General features: G+C 34.2%; 12 protein-coding genes. All 12 read left to right on the top strand.

The window, feature by feature from the left end:
• Window positions 1-26 precede the first annotated feature (26 nt).
• The 12 genes from ROY99_14440 to ROY99_14385 all read left to right on the top strand — a co-directional run bounded on the left by ROY99_14440 (window position 27) and on the right by ROY99_14385 (window position 18,254).
• Complete coding sequence (locus ROY99_14440) at window positions 27-1,730, top strand: TssA family type VI secretion system protein (GenBank protein MDT3697579.1); 1,704 nt, start codon at window positions 27-29, stop codon at window positions 1,728-1,730.
• Between the two features lies 1 nt (window position 1,731).
• Complete coding sequence (gene tssB / locus ROY99_14435) at window positions 1,732-2,247, top strand: type VI secretion system contractile sheath small subunit (protein MDT3697578.1); 516 nt, start codon at window positions 1,732-1,734, stop codon at window positions 2,245-2,247.
• Window positions 2,248-2,288: 41 nt separating this feature from the next.
• The gene (gene tssC / locus ROY99_14430; GenBank protein ID MDT3697577.1) at window positions 2,289-3,758 is read left to right on the top strand and encodes a type VI secretion system contractile sheath large subunit; all 1,470 of its coding nucleotides are present in this window, start codon (window positions 2,289-2,291) and stop codon (window positions 3,756-3,758) included.
• Between the two features lie 52 nt (window positions 3,759-3,810).
• On the top strand, window positions 3,811-4,278 hold the full coding sequence (gene tssD / locus ROY99_14425; protein ID MDT3697576.1) for a type VI secretion system tube protein TssD: 468 nt from the start codon (window positions 3,811-3,813) through the stop codon (window positions 4,276-4,278).
• Between the two features lie 240 nt (window positions 4,279-4,518).
• A complete protein-coding gene (gene tssE, locus ROY99_14420) occupies window positions 4,519-4,971 on the top strand; it encodes a type VI secretion system baseplate subunit TssE (GenBank protein ID MDT3697575.1) in 453 nt (150 codons plus the stop codon).
• Window positions 4,971-6,824 carry a type VI secretion system baseplate subunit TssF gene (gene tssF, locus ROY99_14415; GenBank protein ID MDT3697574.1) on the top strand — a complete coding sequence of 618 codons (1,854 nt, stop codon included), beginning with the start codon at window positions 4,971-4,973 and terminating at the stop codon, window positions 6,822-6,824. Before tssE ends, tssF begins: the two co-directional genes overlap by 1 nt.
• Entirely contained in the window at window positions 6,788-7,807 is a 1,020-nt protein-coding gene (tssG, locus tag ROY99_14410; GenBank protein ID MDT3697573.1) for a type VI secretion system baseplate subunit TssG, read from the top strand. The genes tssF and tssG overlap by 37 nt, the downstream gene beginning before the upstream one ends.
• 109 nt (window positions 7,808-7,916) lie before the next feature.
• Window positions 7,917-10,535, top strand: coding sequence for a type VI secretion system ATPase TssH (gene tssH, locus ROY99_14405; protein ID MDT3697572.1), 2,619 nt, complete (start codon window positions 7,917-7,919; stop codon window positions 10,533-10,535).
• A 117-nt stretch (window positions 10,536-10,652) separates the two neighbouring features.
• Window positions 10,653-12,770, top strand: a complete 2,118-nt coding sequence (gene tssI, locus ROY99_14400; protein MDT3697571.1) for a type VI secretion system tip protein TssI/VgrG — start codon at window positions 10,653-10,655, stop codon at window positions 12,768-12,770.
• Window positions 12,771-12,791: 21 nt separating this feature from the next.
• Window positions 12,792-13,868 carry a PAAR domain-containing protein gene (locus ROY99_14395; GenBank protein ID MDT3697570.1) on the top strand — a complete coding sequence of 359 codons (1,077 nt, stop codon included), beginning with the start codon at window positions 12,792-12,794 and terminating at the stop codon, window positions 13,866-13,868.
• Between the two features lie 8 nt (window positions 13,869-13,876).
• Window positions 13,877-17,131 (top strand): hypothetical protein, encoded by a 3,255-nt coding sequence (locus ROY99_14390; protein ID MDT3697569.1) that lies wholly within the window; start codon window positions 13,877-13,879, stop codon window positions 17,129-17,131.
• Window positions 17,103-18,254 carry a hypothetical protein gene (locus tag ROY99_14385; protein ID MDT3697568.1) on the top strand — a complete coding sequence of 384 codons (1,152 nt, stop codon included), beginning with the start codon at window positions 17,103-17,105 and terminating at the stop codon, window positions 18,252-18,254. Before ROY99_14390 ends, ROY99_14385 begins: the two co-directional genes overlap by 29 nt.
• The last annotated feature ends 1 nt before the right edge of the window (window position 18,255 follow it).

Here is an 18,255-nt window from a genome sequence, read left to right as displayed (position 1 = left end):
AAATTATAAAGCGGAGCTAAACAGAGATGCCTGAAATTTCGGAGCTTGAGATACCTGAAGTAGTACAGGATTACTTAGAACCAATATCGGATAATCCGCCAGTTGGTAATGATGCAAGTAATGAAGAGGAGTATTTTGTCCTTAATATGGAAATTCAAAAAACTACTCCGGATTATAAAAAGTGCATTGAACTCAGCAGAACCATATTGACAGAAAAAAGCAAGGACATAAAAATTGCAAGCTGGTTAAGCTTTGCTATGTTCCGTACCGAAAAAATCAAAGGATTACTTAACGGTTTAAAAATTATTTATCATTATTTAAAGAACTATGAAAATAATCTTTATCCATCAAATGCAAATTATAGAAGTAAAGCAATACAGTTTTTGAATCAGCCGAGATTTTTTAAACTGATAGAAAAAGAAAAACCTGATTCAACAAATGCAAAAGAATTTATTGAAGCTGATTTAGTATTAAAAGAAATAGTGAACGAATGTGCAAAGCTGTTTCCTGATAATCCGCCTGTATTAAAATTTATTGCTGAAGCCTTGGCAGATCATGCCGATACTGCTAATAAAATCTTATCTCCATCAGCAGTAAAAACAGAACAACCAACTGCACAGCCACAACCGGAAAAGCAAGCTGAAACTATTACAAAAACTGTAAGTGAAACTGCACCTGCTCCAAAAGAGATTGAGAAACCGGTTCAACATGCTGCACCCGTACAGCAGACTGCTGCTCAACCAGTAAAAGTAACAAATGAAAATGATGGCGTTATTCAGTTGAGGCAAATATTAACTCAGTTTTTTGAACAGATTGTTGATGGAAATAAAAAAGAAAAAGTTCCCGATTCCTTTTTTGTATTTGGAATTATCAGACAACTACAATGGGGCAGATTAATAAAGCCGCAGGAAACAGATGGAATTACTCAGATTGAAGCTCCGAACAGCATTATGCAGACTAATATTAAAAAGTGGTTTGAAAATTCTGAGTGGGATTCGTTGATTCCCAGAGTTGAAATAAACCTTCTTAAAGCCGATGGTGCTTTTCCATACTGGTTTGATGCACACAGATATGTTGTTAAAGCTCTTGAACAAAAGGGCGGTAATTACACTTTGGCAGCACAGGATATTAAAGGACAACTATCTCAGCTTGTTAACAGAATACCTGACATTTATAAATTAAAGTTTAAAGATAAAACCACTCCATTTGCTGATGATGATACTGTAAGATGGATACTTGAAGATGTAATGACTTCAGCCGCGAAAGCAGAGAATAGAGATCAGATAATATTACCTCCGATTATGGGGGAAGACTATGAACAGATAAATAATGAATATAAACAAGCTTGTATAGAATTGCCGAATAATATTGAAGCTAATATTGCTTCGATGCAAAAAGCTATCGGTTCTGATGAAAGAAGAAAAGGAAAGTTTTTAAGAAGACTCAATCTTGCAAATTATTGTATGCAGGCAAAAATGTATGATCTTGCCAAAGTTCATTTAACTGAATTAATTGGTCTGATTGATGAATACAATATAACACTTTGGGAACCAGCGCTATGTACATCGGTATGGCAGGCTATGTATTTGGTAAACAAAGAAATTATTGCAAAGACTAAAGACAAAGAATTAAAAACTGATTTGGAAAATGATCAGACAGATTTATTTAATAAAATTGCAAAATATGACAGTATAATTGCATTAAAACTTAAACAAAAAAAGGAGCGTTAATATGGCACGACCAACAGCACCAAAGATTGCGCAGCGTGTAAAAGTATCAATACTTCCGAGCAGCGATGCAAAGGAAAGTGTTGAACTTGACTACAGAATGATGATTCCGGGAAACTTCAGCAGAAGTGAGCCAGGAAGCCTTGGTATGATCAAGGACAGGAGATTGCGCGTAATAGCAAACAAGGGCGACTATCAGAGAGTTTTAAAGGATATCAATCCTAAATTAAAACTTACTGTAAACAACAAACTATCTGATGACCCTGAATCCAAAATGGAGGTAAATCTGGATTTCAAAGAGATCAAAGATTTTCATCCGGATGAGATTGTTAAAAAAGTTGAACCGTTAAAGCAATTGCTTGATGCACGTGAAAGACTCAAACAATTAAAGGTTGCGGTTCTTAAAGATGCAAATCTTAAAAAGGCAATTGAGGGAGTTCTTAAAGATGGCAGCGGAAGTATTGATGAATTACTTGCTAAGCTTGGAAGCTCTCAGGATAAAGAACAAAAATCTAATTAATATCTTTACTTATAATTAAAAAAGCGTGGAGGCTTTACAAAATGGAAAATGAAAAAACCACCTCAACAGGGCAGGAACAAAAAACTCAGGAAACCTCTGTTGATAAATTATTAACCATGCTGGATGATACTAAGAAAGATGCAGTAGCAGAGTTTATAAGTAAGGTTGGCAAGGAATCACAGGTATTTAAAGTTACTGGTGCGCTTGTAGATTCTTTTATTGCTGATATTGATACTGTTCTTAGTGCCCAGATGGATGAGATTCTTCATAATGAAGAATTTAAAGGACTCGAATCAACTTGGCGCGGTTTATTGTTTTTAGTACAAAATACAGAATTCAGTAAACCGGTTAAATTTGAACTTCTTGATGTTACAAAAGAAGAACTGTATGAAGACTTAAATGAAGCAGCAAACGGAGAAGGATATGAAAAAGACTCCGGTTTCTGGCATCACGTCTATTGGGGCGCTTATGATAAAGTAGGCGGTCATTCTTATACAGCCATCATTGCTGATTTACAAGTTGACAACTCTGCACAGGATATAAATTTACTTCAGCATTTATCTGTACTTTCAGAATCCGCACAAATACCATTTATCGGTAACGCTGGTCATAAATTCTTTGGCGAAAAGAGTTTTGGAGATGTAATGAACAACCGTTTTTTAGTTGATCAGATAACCGATGGTGCAGAATATACTGCATGGAGAGCTTTCAGAGATGATGACAGATCTAAATACATTGGATTAACTTTGCCGCGATTTCTTGGAAGACTGCCATATAGTGCTGAATCTGAACCAACTAAAAACTTCAACTATAATGAGGGAGTTTATAAAGAAGGTAGTGATAACAGCTTGTGGTGCAATGCTTCATTTGCTCTTGCTTCAAATATGGTTAAGAGCTTTGAGAAATGGGGCTGGAGCGTAAAAATTGTTGGAGTTGACTCCGGTGGAAAAGTTGAAAACCTGCCAACTCCTACTTATGAAGAACATGGTCAGAAAAAAGTAAAAGTGCCAATCGAAGCTTCTGTTGGACAGGCAAAAGACCAGGAACTTTGTGATCTTGGATTCATTCCTCTTGCTCACTGGGATAGAACAGATTATGCATGTTTCTTTGAGGTACCATCTGTTAACAGACCAAAGAAAATAAAGAATGACGCTGAAGCCACAGCCAATTATGCTGTAGGTGCAAGATTACAATATACTATGCTTGTTACCAGAATTGCTCACTATCTTAAATACAGACAGCTAATATTTGTCGGTAAGAATGCCGGTGCTGGTGATATCGAAAAGGATATGAAAAAATGGTTAGATACTCTTGTTGCAGATTTTCCAAATGCACCTGAATCTGTAATTGCTGAAAGACCTTTAAGATCATATCAACTGCATGTTGAGGAATTACCTGAGAAACCCGGCTTTTTCCAGATTAGTGCGGAGTTTAGACCTCATGTTGCTATTACTGGTATGGATGTTAATCTGAAACTAATCGCATTCCATTCTTCTGAAGAAGGCCAATAGAAATCGGATACTCTAAATAAATAATTTATCAATAATAAAAAGGAGCACTACTATGGCAGTTAAAGGTGAGATCGTAATCAAAAATCACGAAGGAAATGAACTGAAAGGTCCTCGTGACAATGGGAGCAGTTTAGTGTATGAATTTGCTCATGAAGTTTATCTCCCTTATGAAAAGGAAGAAAACAAAATTCAAGGATCAAGAAAGATAACCGCCTTTACTATTGTTAAGGCAATTGATCCGCTTACACCGCAGTTGTATCAGATTTGCTCTAACGGACAGATGTGCAAAGAAATTAAAGTTACACTCTATAGGATCGGAATGCAAACTGGTGAGGAAGAACCGTACTTCCATTATACACTTAAAGATGCAAAAATTGTTTCAGTCCAAAATTGGATGCCTCCGACTTATGATCCCAAGAATGAAGGTGTTGGACATCTTGAAAAGGTTTCAATGCTGGCAAGAACATTTATCTGGGAGTATATTGAAGGCGGTATTATGTTCGAGGAAAATACTTTCTAATTAAATTTTATGATGATTATGAATGATATTCCGATTATTCACAATCATTTTATTTAGTTTAATTATTTATATGATTTATTTATAGCACAGACTAATGCTTGTTATATGCAGGCAGGTCTGTGTTATTAGTTTACTGTTGCGTTAACTTAATTATGCTGCGGATACCTTTATTTGAGCTGCTGATTAAGTTAGTTGAAGTAATACGTATTTTATAAAATCTAATCTAATAACTGACATCAATTGAAAAACTTAAGCCTCTACGATTTATTAGTTGGACAATTTTCATCTGAAACAAAGAATATAGATGAGACTGATTTTTCAAAGCTCGATGATCTTACAGAAGAACAAAAAATAAGATCAAGTATAATTGAAAACTTAAGAATGGTTTTATCAACCAGACAGGGCTCTGTTCAGCATCTGCCTGATTTTGGAATGCCTGACATTCTTCAGTTATATTTTAATTCTAACAATTCAATTGATCCGGTTAAAAAAGAGATAAAAAATGTTATACTGAAGTATGAACCTCGTATTGCTAATGTTGAAGTTCATAAAACAGATTTTGATCAGGAGTCGATGAAGATAACTTTAAAAGTGGTTGCAACCATAAAAGATATACCAAATAAAGAAATTTTACTTACAGAATTTTCAACTACCGGTTGGACGAAAGTTATGTTTGAGAAGGATACAAACTAATGGGGATAGAAAAATATTTCGAACGTGAATATAATTTTCTTCAGACCGCTGGTGAAGAGTTTGCTAAAAAACATCCTACACTTGGCTCTCGACTCAGAATGAGCGAGCGTGAAAGAAAAGATCCGTTTGTTGAAAGACTATTTGAAGGTTTTGCATTTCTTGCAGGAAGAATTCAGGAAAGACTGGATGATGAATTTCCTGAAATTGCCGGAGGTATTCTTGAAATATTGTTTCCTAATCTTTTAAAACCATTTCCTTCGTGTTCAATTCTTCAGTTAAAACATAAACCAGGGGCAATATCCAAACCAATTGTTGTTAATAAAGGCAGTGAAATTCAAACCACCTCATCAAAATATAAAGTCAGATATAAAGTATATGCCGGAGTTTCTGATAAAAGCCGTCTAACTGAGAAAGAAGAACCTGCTGATTTTATTTTCCGCACAACTCAGGATGTAGTTGTAAGACCAATGGCTCTTTCAGATGTTACCGTTGAGGACTCAACTAAGGGAAATTCAATTCTGAAACTTAAAATTCAGCCTGATAGAAATGTTGATTATGAATCTCTTCAAATGAATAACTTTCAGATATATTTACAAGGCGCTGCATCTATTAAATATGAACTGCTCTATTTCCTTACAAATTTTGTTTCCTCAATTTCGGTTAAAGAGTTATCAGATAATAAAGCACCATATACAGAGATCAAAGATTTCAGAATTGAAATACCTGATTTGTTTACTGAGGATTATTCAATCAGGGATAATTCAATTCTGCCTTATTCAAAACAAACATTCAGCGGATATAAACTTCTTCAGGAATACTTTTCTTTTCCTGAAAAATTCTTTTTTATTCAGATAAATGGATTAGAACAGTTTAAAAGTTCAGGACAGTCAGGCGCATTTGAAATTAAAATAGATTTTAACAGAAGAATTGTAAAAGAAAAATGGGCAACAATAAAAAATATTTCTTTGCATTGTACACCGATAGTTAATCTATTCAGCAGAATGACTGAAGAAGTAATTGTCAATCAGCGTTTGCCGGAATATTATATAGTTCCTGATATTGACAGAAGAAAAAGCAGAGAGATATATTCAGTTGATAAGGTTTCGGGAATCAGTGAGAGTAAAATTGAACAATATAAATATATACCGATTTCTTCACACGATATTCTTGATACAAGTGATCCGGATTATAATTATAAAAGGTTTTTTTCTGTATTCAGAAGAACTCAAATAAGCGATATGTCAGAAACATTTATTCGTTTATTTGGACCGAGTATGGAAGAGGATGATTTTCCCAAAGAAACATTAAGCATTCAGGCAACTCTTTCAAACGGGTTTTTACCGGCTTCATATTTGGAAGTTGGAGCCATTAAAGAACCGATAAATTTTCCTGTTGGCATAGAAGCATCAAATGTTACTATTCCAACTGATGTTCTTGAAGGACCTGACAAGAGCAATTATCTCTGGTCACTTATTGCTAATCTATCAGTCAGTTATACAAGCCTTTCAGAAGTTGAGACGTTAAAGAGTATTCTTAATCTTTATAACTGGTTCAAAATACATAATCATCCAAATAAAAAACGTATTGATGGCATATTAAGAATAGATAAACCTAAAATTATCAGTAAGATGAAAAACAGAAGTATTATCCGCGGAATAGAATTTCATATTACTATTGACCCAAATGAGTTTGAACACGGTGCGGGTGATATCTATCTCTTTGGATTATTACTGAATAAGTTTTTATCACAATATGTAACTGTAAATTCGTTTGTGCAACTAAGGATTACAGAATCCGGAACAAATAAAGAATATTTATGGGAACCGATAATCGGGAAAATACTGCCGCTGTAATTGAAGATCTTGTAAACAACGGACCATTGTATAATGTCTGGCAGGCTACAAGAATTGCTGACAGCTATGTAAAAAAATTACATCCTAAAAGGGAAGAATCTATTTTTGAACAGACCGGAATTAGATTTAGACCTTATGAGAAGTACGAATATCCTCCGACAGACATCAAAAAAATTATATTTGAAAATGATGAGGTTACATTTCTTGTTACTTTTTTGGGTTTATATGGCATTAATTCTCCAATACCAAGATGTTATGTAGAGCAGGTTGATTTTCAGCAAAGGATATTAGGTGCAGGACAGGTTCCGTTACAAAACTTTCTTGATATTTTTAACAACAGATTTTACTGGTTGTATTACCAGTCATGGAAAAAATACAGATTTTATCTGAATCTTAATTCCAATGAAAATAATAAAATAATTCAAAGGATTAGTTCCTTTAGCGGCAGGGGTTTCTTTGGAAAAAATAAAAACAACGAACTTTCAGATTATGCCTTACTCAAGTTTTCCGGTTTATTCAGTCTTAGAGTAAGAAACAAATCCGGATTAGAAGTTTTACTGAATTATTTATTTCCGCAATTTGGAAATAAGATAAATGAGTTTGTGCCAACCTGGCTTGAACTAACAGATGCACCCTTGCTTGGAGATGATAATAATATTCTTGGTGAAACAAGTTTTATCGGCAGACAAGCACTGGATTATACCGGAAGAATAAGTGTCGAAATTGGTCCAATGTCATTCAGTGATTATTTAGAATTTCTGCCCGGTAAAACACAATCAAAAAAACTAACCGAACTGCTGGCAATATATCTTAACGATGGACTTGAATATGACTTTTGCTTTAAGATAAAAAGTGAAACTATAACTACTATTGCCTGGAATGATGATAGATTAAAGCTAGGTTCAACACTTTGGCTTGGAAAACCACATTCCGAAATCATTTCAGTTTATATGCCTTATGAACAACTTTTTGAGATAAATTAAAGTTTCAACATTCACTGTTTTAGTTCACTCATCAGCAAAAAAATAATTTAATGTATAATAGTTCTGATGAGAATTAATTATCAAATAAAAATATTTCCTGGAGATAAAAATGCAGAGTAAGGACTTAAAATCACTTCTTGTAAAGCTTAATAACTATCTTATCAGAAATCTTGATACGGCAACTGGTTTAGGAATAAATCGCTCACATTATGAAATTACTTTTGATCATCTGCTTAATTGTTTAATCGAAGATGGAATGGGTGATGTACCTTTGATTCTTAAACATTACAATATTGATGCGGGTGAGGTACAATCCCGGGTGATTAAGAATCTGGAAGAGATGACAAAGGGAAATACAGGCAAACCAAAACTGTCTCCATTGCTTGCTGAACTTCTGGAACAAGCATGGATAACAAGCTCCGTCCATCACCACGAAACGAAAATCAGATCAGGAGCATTGTTTGAAGTTTTTATAGCATCAGAGCAGGCAATAAGCAGCAACTTGTTAAATATTCTTGCACCTATTAAACAGGAAGAATTAAAGACTGAGTTTTATAATATTCTTAAAGGCTCAGTTGAAGATGCTTCAGTTGCATCTGAAATGCTATCAGCTGAAGAAGCAAAAGAAATTCCTGCCGATGGAACAGTCCTTGATTTGTTTACTACAAATCTAACAGCTCAGGCTAAAGATGGAAAGATTGATCCAATCCTTGGAAGAGATGATGAAATCATTCAGGTTATTGAAGTATTATCAAGAAGAAAAAAATCCAATCCAATTATTCTTGGTGAACCGGGTGTCGGGAAAACTGCTTTGGTAGAAGGTTTAGCTATAAAGATCGCTTCTGATGAAGTGCCTGATGTATTGAAGAATAATCAAATCTATTCACTTGATTTAGGTTCTTTACAAGCAGGAACAAAAATGAGAGGCGAGTTTGAAAAAAGATTGAAAGCTGTAATAACAGAAATAGCAAATTCGCCAACACCGGCAATTTTATTTATTGATGAAGCACATACTCTGATTGGTGCAGGTGCTTCTGCAGGCGGAGGTGATGCTGCTAATCTTCTTAAACCTGCACTTGCAAGAGGTTCGTTCAGAGCAATTGCAGCTACAACATATCTTGAATACAATAAATATTTTGCTAAAGATGCTGCACTTGAAAGAAGATTCCAGCCGATATATGTCGGTGAACCTGATGATGATAAAGCTGTGTTAATGCTGCGCGGTATCAAAACCAAATACGAAGGATATCACGGAATTCATATTACTGATGAAGCGCTTGAAGGAGCGGTTAAACTTTCCAGAAGATATATTGCCGGAAGACAATTACCCGATAAAGCAGTTGATTTACTCGATACTGCAGCAACAAGAGTTAAGATGTCATTAACAAGTAAACCGCCTAAACTTGAACTGTTGATCAGCGAATTAAAATCTACAGAAATGGCAATCAGCTCACTTAAAAAAGATTCTGATATGGATCTTGCTTTTAATAAAGAAAGCTTTGAAGCGCTAAAAGTAAAAAAAGAAAATCTTGAAAAAGAGGTTAAAGAAAAAGAAGATAAATGGCTGAAGGAAAGTGAACTGACACGCACGCTTATGGAATTAAGGAAGAAAAAATTTGCAGCAGCTAATAACGGTGGAGCAGATAAATCAATCATTGATGAAATTGAAAAGGTTAAAAAAGAACTTAGTGAAATTCAGGATGTAAGACCACAGGTGTTTGCAGAAGTAACTAAGAACACGGTTGCAGAAGTAATCGAAGCTTGGACAGGAATTAAGGTCGGTAATATGACTAAAGATGAAATGACTACTATGCTGCAATTAGAAGATGAATTAAGAAAGCGTGTTTTAGGACAAGATCATGCAATTAAACAAATAGCCGATGTATTACGGGGTGCAAAAGTCGGAATTAAAAAAGAAGAAGGACCGATTGGTGTTTTTATGCTTATCGGAACAAGCGGTGTTGGTAAAACCGAATTAGCCAGAGCAGTTGCAGAAGTTTTATTCGGTGATGAAAGATTTATGGTTACTTTGAATATGACAGAATATCAGAACGAATATAATACATCAAGATTGATTGGAGCTGATCCGGGTCTTGTTGGATATGGCGAAGGTGGTGCATTAAGTGAGCCGGTCAGAAGAAGACCTTATTGTGTTGTTTTACTTGATGAAATTGAAAAAGCTAATTCAAGTGTAATAGATCTTTTTATGCAGGTTTTTGACAGAGGTATGCTTCAGGATGCTGACAGAAGAAATATTGATTTTTCAAATACTATTATTTTTATGACATCCAACATTGCTTCGGATGTTGTATTTCAAAAGTATAATGAAGGGATGAATTCTCCGGAAGATTTACTCGAAGAGTTAAGACCATATCTTAATCAATATTTTAGACCCGAGTTTTTAGGAAGAGTTAAACCAATTGTTTTTCTGCCATTGAATGCCGAGGCAATGCGTCCGATTGTTGAGATTAAATTAAATAAAATTAAAAAACGTTTGATGCAGAACAGAAAACTTGAATTATCATTTGATAAAAAAGTTGTTGATGATATTCTTGAATCCTGCACAAGAGCAGAAACAGGAGCAAGAAATATTGATGCAATTATTGATAAAAAACTGGCACCCGAAATTTCCTCTCAGATGATTGCCTTTATGGCTGAAGGCAAAGAACCTGATAAACTGATGGTTACAAAAGCTAAAGACGGTTCATTCAAATATAAATTTTCTTAAGACTGGATTATTATTTAGTGATGACATTTTGATTGACGGTTTAAGAGAATGAATCTGTGAAGCAGTGAATTAAGTATGTAAAATTATTAAAATGAAATTTTTAAAAAGAGGTAAGTAATGGTTAGTTATAAACACAACCAGCCGCATTATGAAATACATTTTTCTGAAGTGAAAAATGAAGGTATTAATGTGTTGTCTTTTGAAGGCAGAGAAAAAATTTCAGAGCTGTTTGAATATCAGATCAGATTTATCTCTGATAATTTTGAGTTGGACTCTTCTAAAATCCTGAATAATCCCGCTGCACTTGTTTTTAATCGAGGTGATGAAGACCCATTTAAAATTCACGGAATAATTTCAAACTTAGAGCAATATGGCAAATCAAATGAATACAATTTTTATAAAGTTACTTTAGTTCCCTCGCTTTGGCGGCTTGGTCTTAATTATCAGAATGCTGTGTTTGAAAATTATAAAATAGAAGACTTAATTAAGACTATATTCAATAAATCCAGTATTGATTTTAAAATTGATTTAAAGAGTTCATACCCTGAAAGTGAGTATTTGGTTCAGTATAAAGAAACAGATCTCAATTTTATCAACAGACGACTTGAACATTATGGTATTTACTATTATTTCGATCACTCAAGTGATAAAGATATAGTAGTAATTACTGATAATAATAATAACCTGCCTAAAATTGATTCCAAAGAACCTATTAAATTTAATTTAAACAAAGACCCGTTTGGTGAAGATGAATCAATTCATGAAATAAGCTGTAAGGAGAAAGTTGTTACAGGTCTGGTAAAACTAAAAGATTACAATTATATGTTTCCTGAAAAACAATTGATTGGTCAGAGTCAGATAAATAACAATGATCCGGGCTTTTACTATGATTATGGAGATAATTTTCTGAATGAAAATGAAGCTGAATTTCTTGCGAAAGTAAGAAATCAGGAATTTATTGCACAGAGTAAAATCTTTTACGGAGTAAGTGATTGCAGATTGTTCAGAGCTGGTTATCGTTTTAATATGGATAAACATTATCGTAATGATTGGAATAACGAATATATTTTAACAAGTATTACTTATAAAGGACAGCAAAAAAGTCTTTTTGCTTTTTTGCCTGATCAGAAAAAGTATGAGCCAACTTTTGAGTGTGAGTTCGAAGCAATACCATTCAGTATCGAATACAGACCATTGAGAAATACACCAGTACCAAAAGTAACCGGTATTATGAGTGCTAAAATATTATCAAATGCCGGCGACGAATATGCATCCATTGATGATCATGGAAGATACCGGGCAAAGATGAATTTTGATCTTAGTGATGAAGGAGCAACAATGCCTTTAAGGCTTTCACAGTTTTATTCAGGACCCGGATATGGAATCCATTTCCCGAATCATGAAGAAACAGAATTGCTATGGTCTTGTGTTGATGGAAATCCTGACCGCCCTGTTGGTTTGGGTACCGTTCCAAATCCATCTACTGCAACTCCTGTTGCTCAGAAAAACAGAAAACAAAATATCATACGAACTGCATCCGGTAATGAAATAGTAATGGATGATTCATCACGAGAGACAAAAATTTCTTTAACCTCATCAGGTAATCATAAGCTCTCTTTAAATGATGCTGATAAAAAAATTGAAATTATAAGTAAAGAAGACCATAAACTAATAATGAATGATGAAGAACAGAAAATTGAAGTCATCAGTAAAGAAGGGCATAAAATTCTGATGGATGATAAAAATACCAAACTTGAGGTGATGACAAAGAATGGTCACTTTATGAAAATAGATGATTCCGGCGGAGGTGAAAAAATTCATTTCTCGGATAAACCGGGAAACAATTATCTGACAATTGATATAACTAATAATAAAATTGTGATAGAATCAAAGAACGGTGATATAGATATTCTTGCACCTAAGGGAGAAATAAAAATCCAATCCAAAAATCTTACTATCGAAACAGAAGGGGATACAAAAATCAATTCCGGTAATATGAAAACTGAAACCGATCAGGATTATGAGCTAAGTTCTGCTAATATTAAACAAGAAGCTAAAGCTGATCTTAAGATTAAGGCTCTCAACATTACAGCAGAAGCAAGTGCAGAGCATAAAATTAAAGGAATGAATACAACCGTTGAAGCTGGTGTAAATACTCAGGTCAAAGGTTCGTTAGTTACAGTCGAAGCCTCAGGAATAAATACAATTAAAGGATCCTTAGTTAAAATTAATTAATAATAAACAGAGATAATACAAATGAGTTTCGCTGCAAGAATGGGTGATACTTGTGCACACGGAGGTGCAATTGTTACCGGCTGCCCGACAGTATTGATTGGTAATATGCCAGCCGCCCGGGTTGGTGATATGCACATGTGTCCGATGGTTACACCAGGTACACCGCCTATTCCACACGTTGGAGGACCAATCCTTCCGCCCGGCAGTCCAACAGTTTTAATTGGTGGAGTGCCTGCTGCAAGAATGGGAGATATGGCTACCTGTGTTGGTCCGCCTGATTCTATTGTTATGGGTTGTATGACAGTTATGATTGGTACAGCAGGCAGTGGAAGCGGAAGCGGAGGCGGTGCGGGATCAAGCGGAGCTGCTTCTGCAAATGCAGGTGCAAGAAATGCTTTATCCGGTAATGTCGAAGCTACAACAAGAAATGAACATTGGATTGAATTTGAATTACAAGATGAAGCTGGAAATGCAGTTAGCGGAGTTAATTATCTTTTAACCGATACTGACAATCAGGAATCTGCTGCAGTAGTTAACTCCGATGGAAGAATAGCCCGCGATGCATTAAAAGAAGGACAATGTAAAGTGGAATTATTTGATCTGTTTGGCGCTGAGTGGTCTAAGGAAAAAGCAAAGATGGGTGACAAAATAAAACTTAAAGTAAAATCAATCGGTATAAAAGATGGAAGTAAGGTTGAGTTCAGGATTTTTGTTAAAGATATTAATTACAGCGACCATTTATTAACAAAACTTGATGCTGATATCAATAGTGATAAGGCTGAAACAGAATGGGAGTTAAAAGTTGATGAAGATCTGATTAAGATTGTTGATTACAAAGAAAACATCGGCAGATACTCACGTCCGTTTTTCTATTTTGATGCTTACTGTAATGAAATGGTTGCTAAATCCGGAATACTGGATGTTGATGATGATATTGAGATAGTTTTTAAGGATGAAGAAGGTAATATTTTAGCCAACAAAGAATATCAGATTTATCTGCCGTCAGGAGAAATCAAGAAAGGAAAACTTGATAGTAACGGAAAAACAAAGATTGAAAAAATCCCGCCCGGTAAAATTAAAATTTCGTTTAAGCCCTAAGTGATTATATGAGTAATGGTGATCAAAATAAAGTTGATGTTATTTTCAGCGATATATTTGGGAATGGCAAATCTTCTGCATTAACCAGTAAAAAGAACGAACTTATTCTGAAGTTTGTTAAAGTGTCTGTACTTGAAATGGAAGATGTCCTTTTCCATCTTAACAGCTGTGTGTTAATGCCTGAAAATCCAAAGGGGAAAAGCTCAGAAGATGGTGATCTTCAATCTAATGATGAGAGTCTGGATATAACTGGTATCAGAGCGCTCGCTGTTGTTTTTAGACAATTTGAATTTGATCCGGAGGTAAGAATGATCATAACCGGTCATACTGATACCTCTGGTACACCCGAATTTAATTTTACTCTTTCGGATGAAAGAGCAAAAAATGTTCTTTACATATTAATCGGAAAAAGAGAAGAATGGGCTGAGTTATCATACAACAGACATAAAGTGGAAGATTATCAGCAGATAATGAAATACTTTGAACCAAAATTAAATTGCGGATGCAACCCTGGAGAAATTAATGATAAATATAATGATGCTACAAGAAATGCTACACAAAAATTCTTTAATAAGATTGATTCAGCAAATGCTGATAAAAATTTTAAGTTAGTTAATAATGACTCTAAACATAGATGGCCTAAAGAAATTTGGGAATATGTTTATGATCTTTACTCAAAGGAAATAGCTGAAGCGCTTGAAATTTCAATTGCAGACCTGAATGCAAGAAGAGAATCAGATGTTAAATTTATTGATGATAAAAACCCTTTTTTAGGATGTGGTGAATCTTTCCCGATTGAATCAAAAAATAAAGACAATTACAGATCACAGCGTAACAGAAGAGTAGAAATACTATTCTTTGATAAAGATGAAATTCCAGAAATAAATTGCCCTGCAGTAAAGAATCGCACACATAAAGAAGAAGAGTGCCCTCTTTGGCGGAAATTTTACTTTAAGCAATTATACATAGACCCTGCTGATTTAAAGTATGTTGTTTATAATCTTAAATTAGTTTTCTACGACAAGATTCAGAAAAAACAATTACCGGTGCCTGATGGTTTAACTTTTAAGGTTTATGAAGATAATAAGAAAGAAATATCCAGCGAAACAATTTATAAAGATGACACTTACTTTATTAAAGTTAAGTTTGGGAAAAAGATAAAAAAGCCGGAAAGAAAAGAATTTTATTTTGAATTTGAAGCAAAAAATAAATGGATATTTACTCAGGATGACAGCACTGATCCCGTAATTGTTGAAAAAACTATTGAGGAAATAAAAAAATTAACTTTTGTAGAACGTCAGAAATATTATGATCTGCCATTAAAGTGGTCATCAAGAAATTATTGGACACGTTACGATGGAGATATAAATAAAGGTGATAGGTTTGAGAAAGTATTTAAAGATGAACTTGATTTGAAACCATTTGGCGATAAGGTTACTGATAAAGAAAAGCCGCTTACTTTTTCATTGGATGATATTGTATTAGTGGATTCTTCCAAAAGTCAAATTTTATCTGATAAAAAACCGAATGGTACTGCTTTGGCTTTGGATGATAATTCTCGTTATGCGTTGTTTTGTATTGATTATGATACTATGGAAACGGTTGATGGAAAGAACAAGAACTTACGAAGGATGAAAATCTATAATCCGGATACTGATCAACCGGTATTTACAAATTGTAAGTTTAATAAAAATCTTATAACCGATGTACCAATATTTACCCGGGTAGTTTATTTTTGTAATAACTTCTACGATATTGGACTTCAAAGATCCGGCGAAGGGGACACCTCTTTTGATTATAAAAAAAATCATGTTGTTGGTGCAAGACTGGCAATAAAAGACGATACATCTTTGCATAAATCAAAAAGTGTGATTGCAACTGATGCTGCTGATAGGACTAAAGCATACGCATTAACTGGCTGCGGTAATTACGAAATGCATTATTTTCATGACTGTGCTGAACTGGATGGTAAGCCGCTTAACTATTTAATAGTCTATTGGAATTGCAGATTTATTTTCAATCAAGGCGGAACAGCAGCTGATGTAACAAATCATCGTAAAGAAGGAATGACTAATGCGATGACAAGGATGAACAAAAACTATTTAATTGAAAAGCATTCAGGCTCAGAAGATATTTTACTCAGACTTTTCTTTTATATGGAAGCAAAAAACGATACCAATGGTGACAGACATAAATGTTTAGTTAGTGTTACTGATAACACAAATGGCGCCTGGATGAGAACCGGTGATGCTAAATTCCGCAGCAGAGATTACCAGGCTGACCCTACTTATTTTGGTACGCCTGATCCAAATAATTCTTTGAAGGACGTTGATGGAAACACTTATGCAGTTCTAACCAATCACCATGAAATGGGTCATGCTACAGGCAACTGGGATTCTTATCTTTATAATTATGAAACAGGCAGTAACGTGTGGATCGGACTACCAAGATATGATCAGCCATATACTGCTGTTGGAGGTCCATATAGGTTTGATGAATTAGCAAGAATGTATCATAACCGTACTCCGCGTATCAGAAATTATTGGAAATATATACTTTGGATTAATGATGAATCCGGTTCTGGTAAACAATTAAACGAATTTCTGAAAGACACAAAATTTAAAATTACTTTTCAAGGGCTTAAGCACAAACATAATTTTTTTCTGGACGACAAATATCGGAATGTTGAGTTAGCCTCTTATTCAATAAACAATCATTTAATTTCTCCCAATCATAATGTAGATTTATTAATATATAAACTCGGTGATGATGAATTTTCAATTATGGCGAAAGAGGGTCAGACATTTAATGGTATTCTTGTTGTTCAAATCCGGCTTGCATTAAAGTTTATCAATTCTAGTACTGAAAATTGGAATTTTGAATCTCAACGAAGCTGGGCTCAAAGATTGAATAATGATATTGGTGTTATGCTTAATAATAAGTTTAGAGCAGCAACATCGAACAGTAACGACATTAAAAATTTATTTGTTGCTTTTACTCCAGGTTATCAGGTTTATACAGGTACAGCTCCAGCTAATTCCCAGTATGATATTGAAGTAACTTTCAGACTTGGAAATAATTTTACTACTTCAGGAAAAAGAATACAGGTTGATTGGGATACTGATAAAGAAAAGATCATCAGATATCTTTTTGGGAAAGAAACCGGAAATGGAAACCTGATAAAAACAGATTTTAGTACAATAATTAATTGGGTCGGCAGCCCTGGAGTAGGCAATGCTAATTATACTATGTTTGATTTATAATTTTTTTTTAGTTAATAATATGTACACACAGTATTATTCAAATTCTCGCCACGATTCTTTTATTAACTCAATTCCAAAAGTTAATGGCAAAATTCTAAGAGAAATTGAGATCGGTGATAAGAGTGCATCTAATCATGAAATCAGATTAATCTTAACTGATGGTAAGGATTATTTTCTGGATAACATGTCCGAAATAATCTGTTTTAGCGGGGAAGGGAAAATTAAATGGAGGCGATCCAAATGGTATGGTTCGCAGGTTGTTCTAAATAATAAGCTGCTTTTCTATCAGTCAGCTGCCCGTAAAGATGATATGGAAGCAATTGATTATCAAAATAACATAATGATTAGTAAGTACCCGATAAGCGGGATAATTGATGAATCACAACTAATACTTTTCCAACCAGATGCAGATGGTTTAATAGCTCAGATTTATTATTCAGATATTGTTGATACTTCAGTACCGGAATATTTAATCTATCAGGCAGCAAAAAAAAGTTTAGGTTTTATCTGGCATAAGAGATATTATAATCAAATTTGTCCGTCATTACCATTAGTTAATTATGAAAAAGGTTTTGTTCTAACCTTTTCACCAACTCAGGGGCAGATATTTATTTTAGGAAAAAAGTCGGATGAAGCCAATCCGGATTACAGTTTTGATTTACCAAAGGATTATAATTCAGTTTTTGCAAGCAGTTCCCAAGAAGGTGATATTTATTTAGCTTCTTCTTCAAAACATTTTGTAAATCTTAAGTGTATAAGTTTTGATGGAAAAGAAAAGTATTCTGTTGAGGTTATAGATGATTTTGTTGATGCAAGACCTGTATTGTGTCCGCCAATCTTAACACCGGATGGATTTGTATTTATTCTTACTAACAACAAAGTGTTTTGTATTAAAGATAAGAAGCTTATTTGGTCTAAATTAATCAGAGGTATTAACTCTGCAACAGCATTTGCTGATAACTCCATTATCATTGCTGCAGAAAATAAGCTGATAAGACTGAATGCAAAAGGAAATGAATCATTAAACTTTGAAGCTGAGGGAAAGATTTTTGCACCGCCCGTTTTAGATGATCAGGGAAGGCTGATGTTCTGTACAAATACAACTGTATATCTGATGGAATAAA

Origin of the sequence: Ignavibacterium sp. (assembly GCA_032027145.1) — a bacterium.
Lineage (GTDB): Bacteria > Bacteroidota > Ignavibacteria > Ignavibacteriales > Ignavibacteriaceae > IGN3.
The sequence above is the reverse complement of the archived record's forward strand: the minus strand, read 5'-3'. Positions and strand labels throughout refer to the sequence as shown.